This window comes from Piscinibacter defluvii, from assembly GCF_004011805.1.
In the GTDB taxonomy this organism is placed as follows: Bacteria; Pseudomonadota; Gammaproteobacteria; order Burkholderiales; family Burkholderiaceae_C; genus Piscinibacter; species Piscinibacter defluvii.
Genome location: NZ_RCHJ01000014.1, coordinates 221,676 through 240,320 on the forward strand (window position 1 = coordinate 221,676; position 18,645 = coordinate 240,320).

Sequence of the window (18,645 nt, forward strand, 5' to 3'; positions counted from 1 at the left end):
CCTGAGAGCTTGGCCGGGGCGGGAAAGTTGCACGCGCCGGCGGTGCTTTTCGACGCAGTTGCCTAGGAGCGTTCGCGGGCGAAGGTCACGACGTGGTCGACCTCGGCGCGGATGCCGATCCACTCGCCGACCTGATGGTCGTGGTGCGAGGGCACGTGGGCCACGACCTGTTCGCCGCCCTCGAGCCGCAGCGTGTAGAGGAACTCCGAGCCGCGGAAGGTCTTGCGCTCGATGCGCGCGCGCACCGGCGCGGCGTCGTCGTGCACGATGTCGTCGGCGCGCAGCAGCACCTCGCACAGGCCGCCCGCATAGGCGTCGGGCAGCGGGCATTCCTGCAGGTCGACCAGGTCGCCCAGCGGCGTGCGCACCACCGCCGCACCGCCGCTCTCGGCGACGATCTGCGCCGGCGCGAAGACGCCGTGACCGATGAAGTCCGCCACGAAGCGGGTCGCCGGGCGGTGGTACAGCGTGTAGGCGTCGTCCCACTGCTCGAGCCGGCCCTGGTGCATCACACCGATCAGGTCGCCCACCGCGAAGGCCTCGAGCTGGTCGTGCGTCACCATCAGCGCGGTCGTGCCCGACAGCTGCAGGATGCCGCGCAGCTCGTGTGCGAGGCGCTCGCGCAGGTCGACGTCCAGGCTGGAGAAGGGCTCGTCCAGCAGCAGCAGGCGCGGCGAGGGCGCCAGCGCCCGGGCCAGCGCGATGCGCTGCTGCTGGCCGCCGGAGAGCTGGTGCGGAGCGCGCTGCGCGGCGTGGCCGAGGCCGACCAGGTCCAGCACCTCGGCGGTGCGGCGCCGGCGCTCGGCCGCCGGCAGGTGGCGGATGCCGAAGGCGACATTGGCCTCCACGCTCAGGTGCGGGAACAGCGCGTAGTCCTGGAACACCATGCCGATGCGGCGCAGCTCGGGCGGCACGTGGCGACCGCCGGCGGCGTCGGCCAGCACCTCCCCGTCGATCGCGATGCGCCCGTGTGCCAGCGGTTCCAGCCCGGCCACGGCACGCAGCAGCGAGGTCTTGCCGCAGCCCGAGGGGCCGATCAGCACGCCGAGCTGGCCGCGCGGCAGCCCGAGCGTCACCGACGCCACGGCGGCACGTGTCGCGGTGCTGCCGGGGTAGCGCACCGAGGCCTGGTCGATCTGCAGGAACATGGACCTATCATATCGGCGCGTTCGATCAAACGAGAATCGTTCGCAACCATATTGATCCACGGCAAGGCCCGACCGCGCCGGTGACGTTCTGATCCCACCGCATGTCGCGCCTGCTCCTCGTCCTGTGCCTGCTGCTCGCCGTGCCGGTGCTGGGTGTGCTCGGCTCCTGGCTGGGGCTGGACGCTGCCAGCCTGGCCGTGCTGCGCCACCAGGCCGAGACGGTGCTGCCGGGCTACGTGGCCCAGTCGCTGCTGCTGGCGCTGGTGGTGGCGCTCGGCGTGGCACTGGTCGGCGGGGCCTGCGCGGCGCTGGTCGTGCTGTTCGAGTTCCCCGGCCGGCGGGTGTTCGAATGGGCGCTGCTGCTGCCGCTGGCCATGCCCGCCTACGTGCTCGCGTACGCCGCCACCGACTTCCTGCAGTACAGCGGGCCGCTGCAGACCACCTTGCGCGCGCTCACCGGCGCGCAGGGGGCGCTCTGGCCGGACGTGCGCAGCCTGTGGGGCGCGGCCGCGCTGTTCGTGCTGTGCCTGTACCCCTACGTCTACCTGCTGGTGCGCACCGCGCTGGGCGAACGCGCCGTGCCGTTGATGGAGGCGGCCCGGCTGCTCGGTGCCGGGCCGGGGCGGCGCGTGCGCGAGGTGGCGCTGCCCTTGGCGCGGCCGGCGCTGGCCGCTGGCGTCGCGCTCGCGTTGATGGAAACCCTGGCGGACTACGGTGTTGGTGCCTACTTCGGCTTGCAGACCTTCACCACGGGCATCTACAAGGCCTGGCTGGTGATGAACGACCGCGATGCGGCGGCCCAGCTCGCCTCGCTGCTGCTGCTGGTCGTGGCCGTGCTGCTGTGGCTGGAGCGGCGCGCGCAGCGTCGCCTGCGCTTCGCGGCCAGCCGCCGCGGCGCCGCGCATGGCGCCGAGGCGCGCCCGCTGCGGCTGAGTGGCGGTGCGGCCGCGCTCGCGGTGGGCGTGTGTGCGTTGCCGGTGCTGCTCGGCTTCGTGCTGCCGGTGGCGGTGCTGCTGCGCCTGCTCTGGCAGGAGGCCCTGCACGGCGAGATGGGGCTGCCGCTGGCGCGCTTCGCGCAATGGTGCTGGACCAGCTTCAAGCTGGCCGGCATCGCCGCGCTGCTGACCACCGCGGTGGCGCTGGCGCTCGGCTTCGCCCTGCGCCTGCGCGACAGCCCGGCGCTGCAGGTCGGTGCCCGGGTCGTGTCGCTCGGTTATGCGGTGCCGGGGGCGGTGATCGCGGTGGGCATCCTGCTGCCGGTGGGCTGGCTGCAGGCCCGCTGGCCGCAGGCCGGGGCGGCTGCGCTGGTCACCGGCACCCTGTTCGGCCTGATGTACGCCTACCTGGTGCGCTTCTCGGCGGTGGCGCTGCAGTCGGTCGAGGCAGGTTATGCACGCGTGCCGCCGGCCATCGACGAGACCGCCCGCATGCTCGGCGCCACGCGCCGGCGCCTGTTCGCCGAACTTCACGCGCCGCTGCTGAACCGCGCGGCGCTGGCGGCGGTGCTGCTGGTGTTCGTCGACGTGATGAAGGAACTGCCCGCCACCCTCGTGCTGCGCCCGTTCGACAGCGACACGCTGGCGGTGGTGGCCAACCAGCTGGCCCGCGACGAGCGCCTTGGCGAGGCGGCCCTGCCGTCGCTGGCGATCGTGCTGGTGGGTCTGCTGCCGGTGCTGCTGCTGTCGCGCTCGCTGCGCGCCGAGCCGGCCTGAGGAGGCCCTGAGGCTCAGCCCTTCTTGGGCTCGTCCTTCTTGTCCGTCTTGAAGAACTCGTCGATCAGCTCGCCGGGCAGGGTTTCCATCGGGGTCTCGCTGACGCGCACGCCGCCGAGCAGTTCCAGCGAGGAGCCGAGCCAGCTGCGCTCGCGCACTTCCTCGCCTTCGGTCTTCGGCCGCTTGGGCCGGGCCGCGATCTTCGGATCGACGTACTCGCCCAGCGGCGCGTCGGCGGTGATGCGCCAGACGAGCCGCGGCGGCTCCTTGTCGTCCTTGCGCCGTGCCATCCTGTACCTCTTTGTCACATCCGGGCGCATGATGACCCCGGCGCCCCCGGGCCGCAAGCCGTCCGATCAATACCTAGGGATACGTCAGATCAAGTCGGCGATCGCCTCGCCCATGCCCGTCGTGCTGGCCTGGCCACCCAGATCCGGCGTTCGCGGGCCCTCGGCCAGCACGCGCTCGATGGCGCGCAGGATCGCGTCGTGCGCCGCCCGTTCGCCCAGGAAATCGAGCATCAGCGCGCCCGACCAGATCATCGCCACCGGGTTGGCGATGTTGCGGCCGTAGATGTCGGGCGCCGAGCCGTGCACCGGCTCGAACAGGGACGGGAAGCGCCGCTCCGGGTTCAGGTTGGCCGAGGGCGCGATGCCGATCGTGCCGGTGCAGGCCGGGCCGAGGTCGGACAGGATGTCGCCGAACAGGTTGCTCGCCACCACCACGTCGAAGCGCTGCGGCTGCAGCACGAAGCGGGCGCTCAGGATGTCGATGTGCTGCTTGTCGACCGTCACCTCCGGGTAGCCGGCGTGCACGGCGTCGGCCCGGCCGTCCCACCAGGGCATGCTGATCGCGATGCCGTTGCTCTTGGTGGCCACGGTCAGGTGGCGGCGCGGGCGCTGGCGCGCCAGCTCGAAGGCGTAGGCCAGCACCCGGTCGGTGCCGTGGCGCGAGTAGACCGACTCCTGGATCACGATCTCGCGCTCGGTGCCGGCATACATCACGCCGCCGAGGTTGGTGTACTCGCCCTCGGTGTTCTCGCGCACCACCAGGAAGTCGATGTCGCCCGGCTTGCGCCCGGCCAGCGGGCAGGGCACGCCCTCGAACAGCCGCACCGGGCGCAGGTTGATGTACTGGTCGAACTCGCGCCGGAACTTCAGCAGCGAGCCCCACAGCGACACATGGTCCGGCACCGTGGCCGGCCAGCCGACCGCGCCGAAGTACAGCGCGTCGCGCCCGGCGAGCTGCTGCTTCCAGTCGTCGGGCATCATCTGCCCGGTGCGCTGGTGCCAGTCGCAGCTGGCCCACTCGATGGGCTGCAGGTCGAGCCCGAAGCCGAAGCGCCGCGCCGCAGCCTGCAGCACGCGCAGGCCCTCCGGCATCACCTCCTTGCCGATGCCGTCGCCCGGGATCACGGCGATGCGGTGCGTGCGGCCCATGGCGCTCTCCTGTGCAGAACCGGAACCGCGCAGGTTAGCGCGGCGCGGGTGGGCGGGCGTACTTCTCGGTCAGCCGCGTCTGACGGTTGCCCGTGTCGAGCTCGCGGCCGGCGATGAAGACCCGCTCGACGCGTGTGCCCGCCTCGAGCGGGTCGCCGTCGGTGACGATGAAGCTGGCCAGCAGGCCGGGGGCGAGCGCACCGAGCCGGTCGGCCACGCCGAGGATGCGCGCCGGGTAGAGCGTGATCGCCCTGAGCGCCTCGTCGCGCGGCAGGCCGTGCGCCGCGGCGCTGGCGGCCTCGTAGGGCAGGTTGCGCTCGTTCGCCGCGCCGAACACGTCGCCATTGCGCGCGATGCAGAACTCGACGCCGGCCGCGTGCAGCCGCGCGGCCAGGGCGTAGCGCGCGTCGATGTCCTCGTCGCGCCGTGTCGGCAGCTCCAGCACGCCGCCGATCACCACCGGCACGCGGCGCTCGCGCAGCACGTCGGCGATGCGCCAGGCGTCCGCGCCGCCGACGATCACCAGCTTCAGCCCGAAGCGCTCGGCCAGCCCGAGCGCATGGCGGATCTGCGGCAGTTCGTCGGCCAGCACGAACACCGGGCGCTGCCCGGCGAGGTAGGGGCGCATCGACTCCCAGCGCTGGTCGGCCGGCAGCTCGGGTGCCGCGGCGCGTGCACGCAGGTAGTCCTGCGCGGCGCCGAAGGCCTCCTCGATGCGGCGCAGCCGCTCGGCGGCGAAGCGGGTGTACTCCTGCTGCAGCGGCTCGGGCACCGCCGCAAGGCGCTCGCGGCCCAGCCGCATGGTCGGCAGCACCACCTGCAGCGCCGCCTCCGGCTCGAGCGCGAGTTCCTCCCAGGTGCGCCCGGCGAGCTGGATGAGTGCCGCACGCCCGGCAATCGAGCCGCCCGGCGCCGTGCCCGGCAGCACCAGCGCGCTCAGCACGCCGTTGGCCCGTGCCACCGGCAGCAGCTCGCTGTCGGCATTGATGGCCACCACGGCGCGTGCATGCGGGTTCACCGGCCCCGCCTCGGCATGGTCGACCGTCGCGGCCACCGAGGCCACCTCGGTCAGGCCGAGCGCCGTGTTGGCGGCGATGAAGCCCGGGTAGACATGCTTGCCGGCCAGGTCGATCACCCGCGGCGCCGGGCCGCGCGTCGCGGGTAGCGGCGCGTCCGCAGCCAGCACGGCCGTGATGCGGCCGCGTTCGACCAGTAGCCGGCCGCCCGCCAGCACCGGCCCGGAAACGGTGTGCAGCGTCGCGCCGGTCACGAGCAGCGGCGCCTCCTCGGCCGGGGTCTGGGCCGCCGCCAGGCGCGCGGCCAGCAGCGTGGCGAGAAACAACGCGGCGGCCCTCATGGCGCGTGCCCCGTGCATTCGTTCCACCCGCCCTGCTCGGCATAGGCCTCGCGCAGCATCGCCAGCTCGGCCCAGCCGCGACGCCAGGCCAGTGCGCCGAGGTGCTCGCCCGCGATGGCCGGTGCCGGCGCCGCAGCCGGCGGGGCCGCGGCACGCGCGCGCAGGGCCAGCGCGGCGAGGCGCGTGCGCTCGGCGGCGGCGCGTTCGCGCAGCCGGGCATCCTCGTCGCGGTCGAAGCGGCGCCGGCCGTCGACCCAGGTCTGCTCGACCCGGGCATAGGTCGACAGCGGCGGGCCATTCCAGATCACGAAGTCGGCGTCCTTGCCCGGTTCCAGCGAACCGACGCGCTGCTCGATGCGCAGCTGGCGCGCCGGGTTGATGGTCACCAGCGCGAGCGCCTCCTGCTCGGACAGGCCGTGGCGCAGCGACTTCGCGGCCTCGACGTTCAGGCGCCGCGCCAGCTCGTCGCTGTCGGAGTTCAGGCTGGTCAGCACGCCGGCGCGCGTCAGCAGCGCCGCGTTGGCCGGCACCGCGTCGAGCACCTCCATCTTGTAGGCCCACCAGTCGGAGAAGGTCGAGGCGCCGGCGCCGATCGAGGCGATCGCGTCGGCCACCTTGTAGCCCTCTAGCACATGCTGGAACGCGGCCACCGTGAAGCCTAGCTCGCGCGCCAGCCGCACGAACATCAGGATCTCGTCGGCGCGGTACGAGTGCACGTGCACCAGGCGCTTGCCCTCCAGCACCTCGACCAGCGCCTCCAGGCGCAGGTCGCGGCGCGGCTCGGGGCGCCCGCTGCCGGCGCGCCAGCTGCTGCGCGCCTGGCGGTAGTCGCGCGCCTGCGCGAAGGCGTCGCGCAGCACCTGCTCCACGCCCATGCGCGTGGCCGGGTAGCGCACGGCGCCGGGCGTGTTCCAGCCGCCCTTGACGTTCTCGCCGAGCGCGAACTTGATGGTCGGCGCCGCGCCCTCGAAACGCAGCGCGTCGGCGTCCTCGCCCCAGCGCAGCTTGAGCAGCTGGTTCTGGCCGCCGATGGTGTTGGCCGAGCCGTGCAGCACGTGCGAGACCGTCGTGCCGCCGGCCAGGATGCGGTAGATGCCGATGTCGGTCGGGTCGACGATGTCGCCCACGCGCACCTCGGCCGTCACCGAGTGGCTGGCCTCGTTGTAGCCGAGGTTCATCGCGATGTGCGAATGCGCGTCGATCAGCCCCGGCGTCACATGCTTGCCGCGCGCGTCGATCACCAGTGCGCCGGGGCCGGCGCGCAGGCTCGGCCCGACCGCGGCGATGCGGCCGTCGCGCACCAGCAGGTCGGCCTCGGCGAGGCGGCCGGCCGGCCCCTGCGTCCACAGCGTCGCGCCGCGCACCAGCAGCTCGGCCGGGCGCGCTGCCGGCAGCACGCCGTAGGCGCCGGCCGGGTAGCTGCCGTCCGGTGGCGCCACCGTCTCCGGCGCCGGTGCGGGCGCCGCCGGTGCGGGCGCGATGCGGCGCGCGCTCCAGGGCTGCAGCCGGCCGTCGCCGCCGTCGCGCGTGCCGACGAGCTGCTCGCCGCGCAGCTCGGCGATCACCGTCGCGCCCGCGTCGCCGCCGGCGCCGCAGGGCAGGCGCAGCACCCACTGACGGCCCTGGCGGCGCGGCGCGCAGGTCTGGCCGGGCGCGCCGCCCTGCAGCAGCGGCGCGGCGGCGCTGCCGGCGATCTCGAAGCCCTCGGCCGGCGCCTCGGCCTGCCAGCGCCCGCGCAGCTCGCCGCGTTCGAAGGCCTCGTTGGGCAGCGGCCGGCCGTCGACGAACAGCAGCTCGGGCTCGGCCTGCGCGTCGGTGAACAGGTCGCCGCGTGCCACCACGACGTTGGCGATGCGCCCCGGCTGCAGGCTGCCGAGCCGCGCCGACTGGCCGATCAGCGCGGCCGGCTGCGTGGTCAGCGCGGCCAGTGCACGCTCCGGGCTCAGGCCGCGCCGCACCGCCTGGCGCAGGCGCGGCCAGAACTCGCGCGCCGGGTCCTTCAGCCCGGCCGCCGTCACCGCGAAGGGCACGCCGGCACGCTCGAGCAGGGCGAGGTTCGACGGCGCCTGCTCCCAGTGCTGCAGCGCCTGCAGCGGCACGTCGATCGCGGTGTCGGGGTCGGACACGTCGGGCGCCTCGGGAAAGGCCAGCGGCACGATCACCGGCAGCCCGCTCGCCTTCAGCCAGGCGGCGCGCCGGTACTCGTGGCCGGTGCCCTGCAGCACCATCTGCAGGCCGAACTCGGTGCGCAGGCGCGCCGCGCGCGCCAGGTCGAGTTCGTCGAGCGCGTGGTGGATCACCGGCTGGCGGCGCTCGAGCACGGCGGCCAGCGCCTGCAGCGAGTTGTCCGGCGGCACGCGCTCGCCGCCGCCGGCGGCTGTCGCGGCCATCGCGGCCTGGTACCAGCGTGCATCGAGCAGGGTCTGGCGCGCCAGCGCCACCGCGCCCATCAGCGAGCGCGGGTAGTCGCCGCGCTCCGAGCGGTCCAGCTCGAAGGCGAGGTGCTGCGCCGCGCGGGCCGCGATCACCTGCGCCTTGGCGGCGCCGACCGCGTCCGGCTCGCCGGCTTCGCCGGTCGCCAGCAGCGCGCTCTGGCCGCGGAACACCCCCGTGCCCGGCACGGCCAGCACGGCGGTGAAGCCGAGCGCGCGCTGGGCGCGCAGGTCCTCGGGCTTGAACTCGAGCTGCTCGGCGATCGACTGCTCGGGCCGCACGAAGCGGTTGGCCGCGGCGATCGAGCGCCCGACCAGTGCGGCGGCGGCGGGCGGTCGGTCGCGCGGCGGCGGCAGTTCGGCGCCCAGGCCCCAGCGCGGCCGTGCCGGCATCTCGCGGCGCAGCGCGGCGGGCACGCCGACGCTGGTCGACAGGTCGATGAACCCCGCATACACGGTGCGCCCGGGCAGCGCCCAGACGCGTGCGCCGGCGGGCACGGGCACGTCGGCGCCGGCGGCGGCCACCAGACCGTCCTTCAGCACCAGCGTGCCGCGCTCGACCACCTGGCCCGGCGCGATCACCAGGCGCACCTGGGTCAGCGCATGCCAGCGGGGCGTGCCGTCGTGCAGGCCGAGCGGCCGGTCGGCCACCGGCTGGGCGTGGCCGGCGAGCGGTGCGAGAGCGCACAGCACCAGCGCTGCGGCCAGCCCGGCCGAACGTCCCGCCTCGCGTCGAAAGCGCATGTCTCCACCCCGATCGTGTCGTGGCCCCCCCGACAGGAATCGAACGTCGTCGGTGGCTGCCTATAAAGAATCTTCGGAACTGTTGCCTGTTGCTCGGCAGCTACCCCAAGTGTTACCCACAAGCGACAAGGGCCGTCTGCCCGTGACCCATTGCCCCCCACGTCGCCGGAGCCTGTAGGGCAAGCGGGGTCTGTAGCGGGAGCGGCTCGCCTCTGCGGCGAAAGGCCTATCGCAACATCTCGAAAAGCCAATCGAGCGGCGCCTTGTCGAGAAGGTGAAAGCCGAGTTTGATCGCAAACGAGGCAGCGACAAGCACCAGCCCCTGTCGTAGCCTCCGCCTGTCTACCGGGTCATACTCGTCAGCGCGTTCGTCGGCCCTGCGCAACTGCTCGCGCAGGAGTGCAATTTGCTGATGCGAAGCTTGTCCCTCGTTCTCGGCTAGTTGCAGGCTCCGTCGGCTTGCTTCGAGCTCACGCCGGGTTTCAATCAATCGGCCCGTCGGAGCCAGCAACACCAGCGCGCCGACAGCGCCGACAATATCCGATAGAACTTCGAGCGCGTTCGCGATTAGCGATAGAGCGTCCACGGGTTTGCCCGCAGACGAGGCGCTACTCGTAAGTGACGGTGAGACTCAGGGGTTTGCCGGGGACTTCAAGAGTCACACCACTGATGCCCTTCCACGCGGGGATCTCTCGAACTTCCAGCCCGTTCTCACGGGCAAGCGCAATCAGGATGGCGCTCTGGGTTTCTCCACCAACCAGTGGAACGTGTCGCGGCGGCAGTGTCGCGGTGAACATATTCCCCGGCTCTTGCGCATCGTTGAGGAGTTGCTGAAGGGCCTCATAGACACCGCTATTTTCGATGATGAAGCTCATCATCGGATTGCGCCGATCAGGCGGGTAGAGCTTGTCAAATTGTTCGCGCGAGATCGGATCCATCACAACACTCCATCGAGAGTTAGGGCAGCCGTCTGCCAGCACGGGCCTGCGGGTAGTCCCCATGCCACCAAGGGCTTGCGGAAACGTCGCAAGCGAGCACGTCTTGACACTTGTGGGCGCCGTCGTCATAGACCGCCGCAATCGCGACGCCCTTTGTGACTCTCCCGAATACGGGCAATGACCTCACTACAGATTCCACAATGTGAAGATTCGCGCTAGGCTGCCCTGGCCCCTTCGAGTAGGTTGCCGTGAGCGGATAACTCGTTGACTTACTTCTCCAGCAAGCGCGTAGCGCGTTGATCCATGCAGCCGTAGCGACCGCACATTGTGTGGCGCTGCCATTGACCGCAATGTCGTCATATTCGCGGGCCGCTTCAGGATGGATCGAGTTCGGTTGGCACATTACTGCCGCACTGTCGATGGGTCGCGCGCAGTATGACGGGTCCAACGCGCCATTGCCGTCGATGTACTAGGGGTTTCCAGCAAGTCTTCGCTCAATCAAGGGATGATTGCACCAGACTGGTGCATCCTGCGTCGTTGACCCTTGTGTGAGCAAGCCCCACGCCAAGCGAAGGGCGATGTTCCGGAAGCACCGCCGAGATCTTCGCCCGTGAACCCGGCTAGTTCGCCAACAGGCGCCCACGACGACATCGAGCGGCTACCGCCGCTGTCGCCGTGCTGAATACCCCACATAGACCGCGATCGGCTCCCTCTACGCTGGGTTCCGAGCGGGTCGTCCGCTCACATCCCCTCCAACACCATGACCAACTGCAATCAACTCCCTCTTCTGCAACAGGCTCGCCTAGCCTTTCGTCAGCGGTTCCGCGGCCGAGTTGTGCTGGGCGCGACCCATGCACGCCCATGGCCCGAGGTCCACTACTGCGAACGCACGTTCTCTGATCCGAACGAGGCCGCAGGAGACGCCCAACGCCAGGCCACCGTGTTGTATCCCGAGGGCGAGTTGGCCGGCGCGTCGCTGAGTGCTGACTCGGTGCGCGCCTGAGCCGGACCCGGGGCTACGAGGCGCGCTGCGCCTGCGTAGCGTGGGCCTGGCGCTCGAGCCTGCCCACATCCCGCACCGTGACCTCGCCGCGCTTCATCCGCGCGACCAGCAGCCGGCCGCCGTAGCCGGGCCGCTTGGTCTCGGCGCAGCGCTCGAGCTGAAGCGAGGCCAGCAGGTAGGCGCCGGTGTCGGTCGCAAGCATCAGCGGCGCGGCCTTGATCAGTTCGTCTTCTGGCGGACTCACCACGAGCCCCGCGCGCTTGAGCACCTCTGCAGAAGCACCCGGTCGGGCGCGCTTGATGTAGGTGGCCTCGATGTGGCCCGTGCGTGCTGACAGGCCCACGAGCAGGCATTCCGCGCCGAGGTAGCGCACGTCACTGCCATCGGTTCCGAACTCGCGCTCGTACAGCGATGCCACGCTCATGCCGAGCGAAGCAGCCGCGGCCTCGTCGTGCGCAGGAAGCGCATCGTGAACTTCGACAAGCTCGCGCTCCAGTTCGTTGGCTGCCTGGTCAAAGCTGGCGAACTGCATGACCCGGGCCGCGATGCCCTTGGAGACAGCGGCTCGACCACGACCGGCGATCACCGCGCCCAGATGCGGCAGCACCAGCATCTTTGCGGACTCGCTGCCGCGGCTGTCCAGCGTGTCGACGGCCACGGCTGCCGTGTCGTCGTCGAATTGGTAGAAGTTCAAGAGGCTCATGCGCGCGACGACCTCTCACGGGCGAACGACGCGCCGCCGGGCGTGGCGCCCAGGATGCCAAGTGCCGCGTTCTGCCCCCCTGGCAACATCCCGACCGAAAGCGCGAGCGCCGAAGTCGGCAGGGACTGCACCCCGCTGTAGAGACCGCGCTCAAACACTCCTGCATCAGTCGGAACCTGCGGCCCGACCCGCTGCGCAACGGCATCGGCCGCACGCTGCTCATTGAGCAGGAAGCCGCCGACCTTCGTACCGACGTTGCTCGGCTCGTAGCCGTCCGCGCCCATCATCCGAGCGATGCCGGCCTCGGCCGCACCGAACGCCTGGCCGGCCACCTCGAAAGGCGCGGCGGCGGCGCCCCAAAGGCCACCACCGAGGCGATGAACGCCAGCCGCCGCCGCCGGGGGCAAGTTCTTGAGCATGCGGATCGTGGTCTCGATGCCGCCCAGGGTGTCAGCGTCATCCTGCGCCTGCTGCGCGAAGATCCGGTCCTCGCGCATACGCTTGGCGAGCGCAGGAGAGGCGAACGCCTTCTGCTCGAGTTCATCCACCAGCGCAAGGCGCTCCACCTCGCGCAGGTTGCGCAGGATCACCTCGCCTGGCTTGCCGGTGGTGCGCGCGAGTTTCGCGGCCTTGGCCGCCTCGTCGGGGCTTCCACCCGCCGCGCCGTACAGGGAGGAGCGCAGCGCAGTCCGGTCCTCGCTCAGGACGGACTGGACCGCCGAGTCGACTGCGGATCGTGCGGTCGATTCGTCGCCGCCGGTGTCGGCGAGAGTGGCCTCGACGGCTTCGTCAAGTAGGTCTGCGTATTGACCCATGTGCGTCTCACTTCCGGCTGTGACGCCGGATCCTTGCTGAAAGTGGCTCGCGGCCACGGTTGACGGGAGGGAGGGCGCTGGCCGGCAGGATGTGTCGCCGCCAGCGCGACGGCACGCCATCCTCGTCGGGAATCGGGCGCTCGAGGATCGGAGCCGGTGCGCGTACCGGGGCGGCGTCGGCTTGCGCAGCAGGCGCCGGCAACGGCTCGGCCGGGGTTGTTGGCTCGTCGGCTTCGCCGGTCAGTAGACGGATCGCTGCGTCCAGGGAAGGAAGGCTTTCAGGCATTGGTCGAGGCCTTTCCTTCACGCTCCCGCCGCATGTCCTCGGCGGCCAGCCGAAGCATGAAGGCGAGGTGCATGCCGAACTCAATGCGCTCGCGCGGGGTCCGCTCACTGAAGGGCCTCTCCGGGTCCGAGGGCACGACGTGCGCGTTGACCGAACGCTCTGCGTAGCGATCGGGCCGGAGCTTGGCGCAGGCCCACTGCCGGGCCTGAATGCGGTTGCGAGCGCGCGCGGCTTCGGCCGCATCTGCCACCGGGGCATCAGCGATCTCGATCATCTCCTCGAACAGGATGTCGGCCTTGTCGGCATGCGCCGCCTGTAGGAGTCGATCGAACTCCGGGTGATCGCGACGCCAGCGAAACACCGTGCGCAGCGTCGGCATACCGCGCTCCTCGCAGATGGTCTTGAGGCTCTTACCCTCGGCCGACCGCCATGCGATTTCGACGGCCAGGTCCCGGGAATAGTCACTTGGTCTGGCCATCGCGAACCATGCGAATGAACTCGGCAACGACAAGTTCGGGGTCGGCCATGGCCACGCCCATGCGCCGGATCCGCCACACAACGTCAAGCGCAGTCTCCGACTCGTCGCGAGTTCCCACGCAGGGGCGGAGCATGTCCAGAAGCTCGGCGATCATTGCCGGTGGCATGCCCGCAATGATTCGTCGCACTCGAGCGAGAGCCGCCTTGTGCTCAGCGTCGTCCGCGCACCTACTGAACTGCATGACCTCAGCCACTAGCCCCTCTGCCGGTAGAGCGCGCGCAGCCGAACCTGCATGCCCAGGTCTCGGCGGTAGCGCTGCGGGTCGTCGCCCATCACCGCCTCGAGCGCGGCAATGTCGCGGGCCAGGTCGCCTGTCGACCGTACAGCCGGCATGGATGCCGCCACCTGCTGCAAGTGCATGGCGACTCCCACGTCGTTAAGCAGTGCGCGGCCATTGACTCGGGCGTTCATGACAAGGTTGCCGACGCCGGGCGGCAGTGCGTGCTCGAGGTACGAGCGGATCGCCTCGACGTTGGCACCGTACTGGTCGCCCCACACCTCGCGCAGTTCGGTCTCGGTTGCGCGGCGTTCCTCGGCGTCGCGCGCCGAGTAGTCCGCCGTGTCGGCGAACCCGTCGACGATCGCCTCGATCAGTTGCGGCGGCGCGCCGATGTCGCCGAGCAGGCCGGCGAAGTCGTCGTAGACGGCAGATCCGGCGTCGTGCTCGGCTGGGGCGACGTCGTCGGCGAGCAGTTGCATCGGGTCGGCTTCCTCAGCGCTCGGTTCCGCGTCCGGTAGAAGCGAGTTCGGTTCCGGCGACTGCGCGTCGGGCCCCGCTGCGGGCTCCGGCACGATGGCCCGAACGACTCGGGCCTCACCTTCGGGGAAATGGTCCACGTCAGTTGCCGCGCTTGCTCGCCGCGGCCCGCGCCGCACTCCGCACCAGTTCCTCCTTGAACTTCACCGCGAACTGCTCGGCTTCACGCTCGGTGTGCAGCTTGGTTCCTCTCGAGATGACAACCTGGTCGTGCGGGCGGAAGACCTCGAACGTGCTGCGGGAGCCCGGCGGGCACAGCCGCACCACATAGCCATCGGGCAGCGCGCTGCCCTTGCGGGTGGCGTCCGACTGCGGGCGCAACAGGTCGCGGTAGAGGATCACCTCTGCCATGGTCCGGCCCGGGCCGCAGTCGGTGACGAGGCACATCGCGAACCACTCCCTGTGGACGACTTCCACGATGTCGTTCAGCTTGAGCTGCGAACCAGCGAACCAGGCGCGATGGTCGGTCAGATCGTGGACGGTCATGTCGTCGGGCGCGTAGGCGCGGTGCCGCGCCGTGACGAACTCGGCCACTTGAGGCGCCAGCGACTTGACTACCCGCGTTTGCTCCGCAGCCGGCGGATCAGCCTCGGCTGAGACATCCGCGTCGTGACTGGCCCGCGCGCGCCGGCCGCTGGTCTTGCGCGCTCCGCTGATGGCCTGCTGCGCAGCCTTGGCAGCGGCGTCATCGGGGGGAAGGGTTTCATCCGTCATGGCTCAGGTCGAAGTTAAGGTTCTGCAATGGTCCGTCTGCCTGCTGTCTCGGCGAAATACCGTGCGACTCGGTACCGAGTAGACCGGCGCACTCGGCCAGCTTCTCGGCTCGCCTCCGCCGTATGAACTGACCCAGCCTCTTGTCGCTTAGCACGGTCTCATTGACGACTTGCGCGTGGTACGGGTGGTCTACCCGCAATGCCTTGGCTCGCTCGCGCAGGGACTCGACCGCATCCCGTGTCGGGATCCGATGCAGAGGGAGCCCCTCGGCCAGGAGGCTCAGCGCTTCATTCACGGCGGCAGCGCGGTCTGCTCGCACGCGCGCACTCTTGCGACCGTGCAGCGCGCGCGTTGCCCAGGCGTCCAGCGCCCGGGACAACACCTCGGCGGCCTCGTCGGCGTGAGGCAAAGCGGATCCCCGCAGCAGCGCGTCTATCGCTGCTCGTGCCGCGAGATCGGCGTAGAGCGGAACAGTCACGCCGGCCCTTGCGCCATCGCCCAGGCCAGCAGCGCGAGTGCATCGGCCTCGTTGTCGTCGGCCGGCGTGAAGCCGCGAGCCTGCGCCGCGGCGATCATCGTGGCCTTGTCGGCGTTGCCCTTGCCGGTCGCGTGGCGCTTGATCGTGCCAACCGGAACCCCGGCATAGGGAATCTGGTGGTGTTCGCACCAGGCGGTGAGCGTGGCGAGGAATCCGCCGTAGGCGTGCGCAGCGTCGACGCCAGCGTGGCGCCTCACCTCCTCGAAGTACGCAGCGCCAATCGGCTCGGCCGTGGTCTTGAGTTCGGCCAGCCAGCGCCGGAAGCGCAGGAAGCGCATCCCGCCGCCCTCGAACCGGCCCGGCTTGAAGGACTCCGTTCCGCTGACGATGCGGCCCTCGGGCGTGCGCAGCGCCCAGCCGGTCGACGTGCCGAGGTCAAGTGCGAGGATGCTGCGTGGGTAGCTATCCGGGTAACTTGGCCGCTCCGACTGACTGACGCCCGGGAATGCGGATCCTTCCAGAGCAAGCGAATGCGTCCGCACCGGCTCGCCACAACCATCGCCAACTCCATCAACGTCCAACAACCCGCCGCGCGCGCACGCGCGCGATGCAGGTGCCGAAACCGTGGTACCCGCTCTCACCTGTCGTCATCCCGCGCGAGCGCTTTCCACAACTCCGCGTGCTGGAAGTCGGGCAAGCCGGGATCCCTGTGCCGCGGTGCCTCTCCACGATGGCACGACACCACTGCCGGCAGCCGCGCAAGCCGCTCGATGAGGAACCGGCTCGCTGAGGGGTCGGCCAGCACGGAGCAGAGGAAGGCCCAGGCGTCAGGCATTGGCGCGCCACCGTCTCACCGTTCCATCCCTAGGGATGGGATGGAACGTATCGGCCGAGAATTCGGTCCGCGTGTCACTTGCCGTATCGCGGGAAACCAAGCAATGGCGCGGGTTTGCGGCGTTTCGTCTCACACCCGTTTCGGCCTGTCGTTTCGAACGAGACGTTTCGGCAACCGTATCGGTCATGGAAGGGCCTCCGCGTCCTTGTGGCCCTTGGTCGTCAGACGCCACTTTCCCTTCCGGTCTTGCTCAACGAGTCCGAGGGCGTGCAGCTTCTTCAGTCGGCGGTCTGCGCGGGCCTTCAGCGGCTCCCCGCTTTCGTTGATCCACCCGCAGGCCCGTGCCAGGTCGGCGAGGCTGCCAGCATCTCGACGCAGCGCAATCAACACCCGGTCTTGATCGTTCAGCTCGCGCGCCTCGAGTTGTTCGGCGCGCTCGTCAGCGAGGTGACGGGCGGCGACGCTGTGTATCGGCCGGCCGCGGCAGTCCTTCAAGCCTGCAAGCTCGACTTGGTGGAGATCGAAGCGCAACGGGTCGAAGTTGGCACCGCGTATCTTCCCGGCCCAGTGGAGTTCGATTACCCCGGCGTCGTCCTTCCACGTCGTCAGGTTCGCATCGACTTCGGCCAGAAACGCGCCGCCGCCGCGCGGCAGCAGGTTGTCCTTGGTCGCGCCCTTGGTCGGATGGCATAGGACGATCACTGCCGGATTGCCGGGCAAGGTGGACAACTCGCGCAGCGCAGAGGCATGGGCGCGCATGGCGGTGTTGCTGTTCTCATCGTCGCCCTGGTAGAAGGCAGCGGACGTGTCGACGACGACGGCCACCAGCGGTCCGGCGCAGTTCGACAGCTTCTCGCGCAGGTAGTCGAGCCCGAACGCCACGGAGAAGACGCCGGGGACGACGAGTAGCGCAGTCTTCGTCTCGTGGTCGAAGAGGCCCGCGCGGTCGACACCTTGGTCCTGCAGCGTCGCTGCCAGGTGCATGGCCCAGTCGTCCGGGTTCTCGCCGGCCAGCACCAGCACAGACCCCTTCGTCACCTCGCGGCCGGCGAACCTGCTGCCGCGCACGAAAGCGAGTTCAAGGGCCACGCTGATCGTGGTCTTGCCGTGCCCGGTTGGTCCGGTGATCGACACGAGCCCACCGCGCGGTACGGGTAGCCCGTCGATGACACTTTCGATCGGCTTGAACTGGCGCAGGTAGTTGCCGGCGGTCCAGATGGTCGGCTCTGATACGCCACAGGCGACCGGGGCCAACGGGTGGGCGGCAGACACGATCAGACAGTCGCCCGCTTGGAAAGCTCAAGCAGGTAGGCCCGACAGGCCGCTGACTTCCACCCGTGCTCACTCGCCAGTTCTACGAACCGCATCCACGCTTGCTCAGGCGAAACGCGCCCGTCACGCAGCGCATCGACGATGCGCTGCGCCTGAATCGCGCCCGTCGCCTCCTGGGCCCCATGCTCGTTGAGGTAGGCGGCGCCCATCAGCGTGCGCCCCCTGCCAAGAAGCGTGAGGCAGCGCTGCAATCCCGGAAGACGCCGAGTTGCAGATCACCCGGGCGACTGCGCAGCTCCACGAAGGGCTCGCCGGCCAGGCGTGCGGCGCGGCGCAGCCTGACCTTGACGGAATGGCGCCGCGCGAGCTTGAGCAGTTCTGCCTTGGCGGGATCGTCGGCAGGCGAGAGAGAGGTGCGGCCGGCGGTCATGCTGTGGCACCGCCCTGCTTCGCCACGAGGTACGCGCGGCAGTCGCCCGCCTTCAAGCGAGTACACCCGCGTGACAAGCGCAGCGGCCGCGGATGCTGCGGGTCAGTCTTGATCCGAGCCCAGGCCGTCGACCGTGCGACACCCTGAATCGCAGCCCAGGTGTCGACGCTGATCAGCGCCGAATCGGGTAGCGCGTCGAAGCCTTGTGCACGCTCTGCACGGCTCGGACGGGCTTGTTCGTACTCTGCCATCTTTGCTCCGGGTCAGACTAGACCGGAGCACTTTAGGAAGGGGCCGTCGCGTTCGCTACTTAACTGGTCTGTTACGTCTTTTCCGGCCGCGCGGGCGCGGAGCGAGTCCCGCCTTGATGGTCTTGCGAAGACGGGCCGGCATGGGGTAGACGAGTTCCCTCTGCAGAGTACGAGGAGTCAACTCCGGCGCGGGGCCCGTGTAGCCGGTCGCGAGGGTGATCGCCTCTTCTTCTGCCGCGGTAGCCCACGATCCGTCGTGCAGCAAGAGGTGCATCGCAATATCCGCTAACGGCAGCCTTGCCAGGCTGCCCGGCACTCGGCGGCGCCTTGACTCGCGTGTGAAGCGGCTCCAATCGACGGGCGGCGTTGTTGGCACGTTCGGGTCAGGTGGATCCACCAACGTGTTCCGGTGCCAGCGGTCGTATTCCGTTCGCCACCAAGACCGATAGAGCTGCTCGACACGCTTGTGGCTAAGAGGCTGCCCACTGGAGTCTTTTCGCTTGAGCACCGACTTGGCGGCGTACGCGACGCACTCAAGCGCACCGCGCGGTGACGGTCCCGCGCCGCCAGGCATCAGCACAAAGCCCCAACCGTCCAGCACATAGACGGCCCGAGCGATCAGGGTATTGTCCCTCTCCAAATCGGCATCTGTTGAATGCTTCGGCCGGCCGAGCTTGCCCGAGCCTTTCGCCCCGAGCTTGTTCCTGCTCGTTGGCACGTCAGTTCTGCCCTTCACCGTGGCGGACGAAGGCCAAGCCAACGGGTCTTGAAGGCCTGAAAGTCTTTGTCTCGC

The 18,645-nt window shown here is 70.1% G+C and carries 19 protein-coding genes; 1 reads left to right on the forward strand and 18 read right to left on the reverse strand.

What is annotated here, in order from left to right; genetic code table 11:
• Nucleotides 1–62 precede the first annotated feature (62 nt).
• Nucleotides 63–1,148 carry an ABC transporter ATP-binding protein gene (locus D9C15_RS22075; protein ID WP_128000622.1) on the reverse strand — a complete coding sequence of 362 codons (1,086 nt, stop codon included), beginning with the start codon at nt 1,146–1,148 and terminating at the stop codon, nt 63–65.
• A 101-nt stretch (nt 1,149–1,249) separates the two neighbouring features.
• Between D9C15_RS22075 and D9C15_RS22080 the strand changes: the two genes are divergently transcribed.
• Nucleotides 1,250–2,860 (forward strand): ABC transporter permease, encoded by a 1,611-nt coding sequence (locus D9C15_RS22080; protein WP_128000623.1) that lies wholly within the window; start codon nt 1,250–1,252, stop codon nt 2,858–2,860.
• A gap of 14 nt (nt 2,861–2,874) precedes the next feature.
• Here the strand turns inward: D9C15_RS22080 and D9C15_RS22085 are convergent, their stop codons facing one another.
• The 17 genes from D9C15_RS22085 to D9C15_RS22160 all read right to left on the reverse strand — a co-directional run bounded on the left by D9C15_RS22085 (nt 2,875) and on the right by D9C15_RS22160 (nt 17,601).
• Nucleotides 2,875–3,150 (reverse strand): hypothetical protein, encoded by a 276-nt coding sequence (locus D9C15_RS22085; RefSeq protein WP_128000624.1) that lies wholly within the window; start codon nt 3,148–3,150, stop codon nt 2,875–2,877.
• Nucleotides 3,151–3,234: 84 nt separating this feature from the next.
• On the reverse strand, nt 3,235–4,299 hold the full coding sequence (locus D9C15_RS22090) for a tartrate dehydrogenase (RefSeq protein ID WP_128000625.1): 1,065 nt from the start codon (nt 4,297–4,299) through the stop codon (nt 3,235–3,237).
• Between the two features lie 34 nt (nt 4,300–4,333).
• Entirely contained in the window at nt 4,334–5,656 is a 1,323-nt protein-coding gene (locus D9C15_RS22095) for an amidohydrolase family protein (RefSeq protein ID WP_164886810.1), read from the reverse strand.
• Nucleotides 5,653–8,832: an amidohydrolase family protein gene (locus D9C15_RS22100; protein WP_128000627.1), complete on the reverse strand. Its 3,180-nt coding sequence runs from the start codon at nt 8,830–8,832 to the stop codon at nt 5,653–5,655. Before D9C15_RS22100 ends, D9C15_RS22095 begins: the two co-directional genes overlap by 4 nt.
• A 226-nt stretch (nt 8,833–9,058) precedes the next feature.
• On the reverse strand, nt 9,059–9,418 hold the full coding sequence (locus tag D9C15_RS22105; RefSeq protein WP_128000628.1) for a hypothetical protein: 360 nt from the start codon (nt 9,416–9,418) through the stop codon (nt 9,059–9,061).
• 22 nt (nt 9,419–9,440) lie between these two features.
• The gene (locus D9C15_RS22110; protein WP_128000629.1) at nt 9,441–9,770 is read right to left on the reverse strand and encodes a hypothetical protein; all 330 of its coding nucleotides are present in this window, start codon (nt 9,768–9,770) and stop codon (nt 9,441–9,443) included.
• Between the two features lie 1,016 nt (nt 9,771–10,786).
• The gene (locus D9C15_RS22115; RefSeq protein ID WP_128000630.1) at nt 10,787–11,476 is read right to left on the reverse strand and encodes a hypothetical protein; all 690 of its coding nucleotides are present in this window, start codon (nt 11,474–11,476) and stop codon (nt 10,787–10,789) included.
• On the reverse strand, nt 11,473–12,291 hold the full coding sequence (locus tag D9C15_RS22120) for an LPD22 domain-containing protein (protein ID WP_128000631.1): 819 nt from the start codon (nt 12,289–12,291) through the stop codon (nt 11,473–11,475). Before D9C15_RS22120 ends, D9C15_RS22115 begins: the two co-directional genes overlap by 4 nt.
• 278 nt (nt 12,292–12,569) lie before the next feature.
• Nucleotides 12,570–13,055 (reverse strand): terminase small subunit-like protein, encoded by a 486-nt coding sequence (locus D9C15_RS22125; RefSeq protein WP_375138813.1) that lies wholly within the window; start codon nt 13,053–13,055, stop codon nt 12,570–12,572.
• Nucleotides 13,039–13,209 carry a hypothetical protein gene (locus D9C15_RS33490; RefSeq protein WP_164886811.1) on the reverse strand — a complete coding sequence of 57 codons (171 nt, stop codon included), beginning with the start codon at nt 13,207–13,209 and terminating at the stop codon, nt 13,039–13,041. Before D9C15_RS33490 ends, D9C15_RS22125 begins: the two co-directional genes overlap by 17 nt.
• 98 nt (nt 13,210–13,307) lie before the next feature.
• Nucleotides 13,308–13,814 carry a hypothetical protein gene (locus D9C15_RS22130; protein WP_128000633.1) on the reverse strand — a complete coding sequence of 169 codons (507 nt, stop codon included), beginning with the start codon at nt 13,812–13,814 and terminating at the stop codon, nt 13,308–13,310.
• A gap of 139 nt (nt 13,815–13,953) precedes the next feature.
• Entirely contained in the window at nt 13,954–14,586 is a 633-nt protein-coding gene (locus D9C15_RS22135) for a hypothetical protein (RefSeq protein WP_128000634.1), read from the reverse strand.
• Nucleotides 14,576–15,064, reverse strand: coding sequence for a hypothetical protein (locus tag D9C15_RS22140; protein ID WP_128000635.1), 489 nt, complete (start codon nt 15,062–15,064; stop codon nt 14,576–14,578). The genes D9C15_RS22135 and D9C15_RS22140 overlap by 11 nt, the downstream gene beginning before the upstream one ends.
• Nucleotides 15,061–15,513, reverse strand: a complete 453-nt coding sequence (locus D9C15_RS22145; protein WP_128000678.1) for a crossover junction endodeoxyribonuclease RuvC — start codon at nt 15,511–15,513, stop codon at nt 15,061–15,063. The genes D9C15_RS22140 and D9C15_RS22145 overlap by 4 nt, the downstream gene beginning before the upstream one ends.
• A 569-nt stretch (nt 15,514–16,082) precedes the next feature.
• Nucleotides 16,083–17,171, reverse strand: a complete 1,089-nt coding sequence (locus D9C15_RS22150) for an AAA family ATPase (protein ID WP_164886812.1) — start codon at nt 17,169–17,171, stop codon at nt 16,083–16,085.
• Between the two features lie 2 nt (nt 17,172–17,173).
• Nucleotides 17,174–17,380: a hypothetical protein gene (locus D9C15_RS22155; RefSeq protein WP_128000637.1), complete on the reverse strand. Its 207-nt coding sequence runs from the start codon at nt 17,378–17,380 to the stop codon at nt 17,174–17,176.
• Nucleotides 17,380–17,601, reverse strand: coding sequence for a hypothetical protein (locus D9C15_RS22160; RefSeq protein WP_128000638.1), 222 nt, complete (start codon nt 17,599–17,601; stop codon nt 17,380–17,382). Before D9C15_RS22160 ends, D9C15_RS22155 begins: the two co-directional genes overlap by 1 nt.
• Nucleotides 17,602–18,645: the final 1,044 nt, after the last annotated feature.

Bases quoted from the DNA above. Each gene is read 5' to 3' on its own strand.
- D9C15_RS22085 (WP_128000624.1), bottom strand. From the start codon at position 3,150: ATGGCACGGCGCAAGGACGACAAGGAGCCGCCGCGGCTCGTCTGGCGC.
- D9C15_RS22090 (WP_128000625.1), bottom strand. From the start codon at position 4,299: ATGGGCCGCACGCACCGCATCGCCGTGATCCCGGGCGACGGCATCGGC.
- D9C15_RS22075 (WP_128000622.1), bottom strand. From the start codon at position 1,148: ATGTTCCTGCAGATCGACCAGGCCTCGGTGCGCTACCCCGGCAGCACC.
- D9C15_RS22125 (WP_375138813.1), bottom strand. From the start codon at position 13,055: ATGGCCAGACCAAGTGACTATTCCCGGGACCTGGCCGTCGAAATCGCA.
- D9C15_RS33490 (WP_164886811.1), bottom strand. From the start codon at position 13,209: ATGATCGCCGAGCTTCTGGACATGCTCCGCCCCTGCGTGGGAACTCGC.
- D9C15_RS22135 (WP_128000634.1), bottom strand. From the start codon at position 14,586: ATGACGGATGAAACCCTTCCCCCCGATGACGCCGCTGCCAAGGCTGCG.
- D9C15_RS22080 (WP_128000623.1), top strand. From the start codon at position 1,250: ATGTCGCGCCTGCTCCTCGTCCTGTGCCTGCTGCTCGCCGTGCCGGTG.
- D9C15_RS22155 (WP_128000637.1), bottom strand. From the start codon at position 17,380: ATGGGCGCCGCCTACCTCAACGAGCATGGGGCCCAGGAGGCGACGGGC.
- D9C15_RS22160 (WP_128000638.1), bottom strand. From the start codon at position 17,601: ATGACCGCCGGCCGCACCTCTCTCTCGCCTGCCGACGATCCCGCCAAG.
- D9C15_RS22110 (WP_128000629.1), bottom strand. From the start codon at position 9,770: ATGGATCCGATCTCGCGCGAACAATTTGACAAGCTCTACCCGCCTGAT.
- D9C15_RS22115 (WP_128000630.1), bottom strand. From the start codon at position 11,476: ATGAGCCTCTTGAACTTCTACCAATTCGACGACGACACGGCAGCCGTG.
- D9C15_RS22100 (WP_128000627.1), bottom strand. From the start codon at position 8,832: ATGCGCTTTCGACGCGAGGCGGGACGTTCGGCCGGGCTGGCCGCAGCG.
- D9C15_RS22120 (WP_128000631.1), bottom strand. From the start codon at position 12,291: ATGGGTCAATACGCAGACCTACTTGACGAAGCCGTCGAGGCCACTCTC.
- D9C15_RS22130 (WP_128000633.1), bottom strand. From the start codon at position 13,814: ATGCAACTGCTCGCCGACGACGTCGCCCCAGCCGAGCACGACGCCGGA.
- D9C15_RS22095 (WP_164886810.1), bottom strand. From the start codon at position 5,656: ATGAGGGCCGCCGCGTTGTTTCTCGCCACGCTGCTGGCCGCGCGCCTG.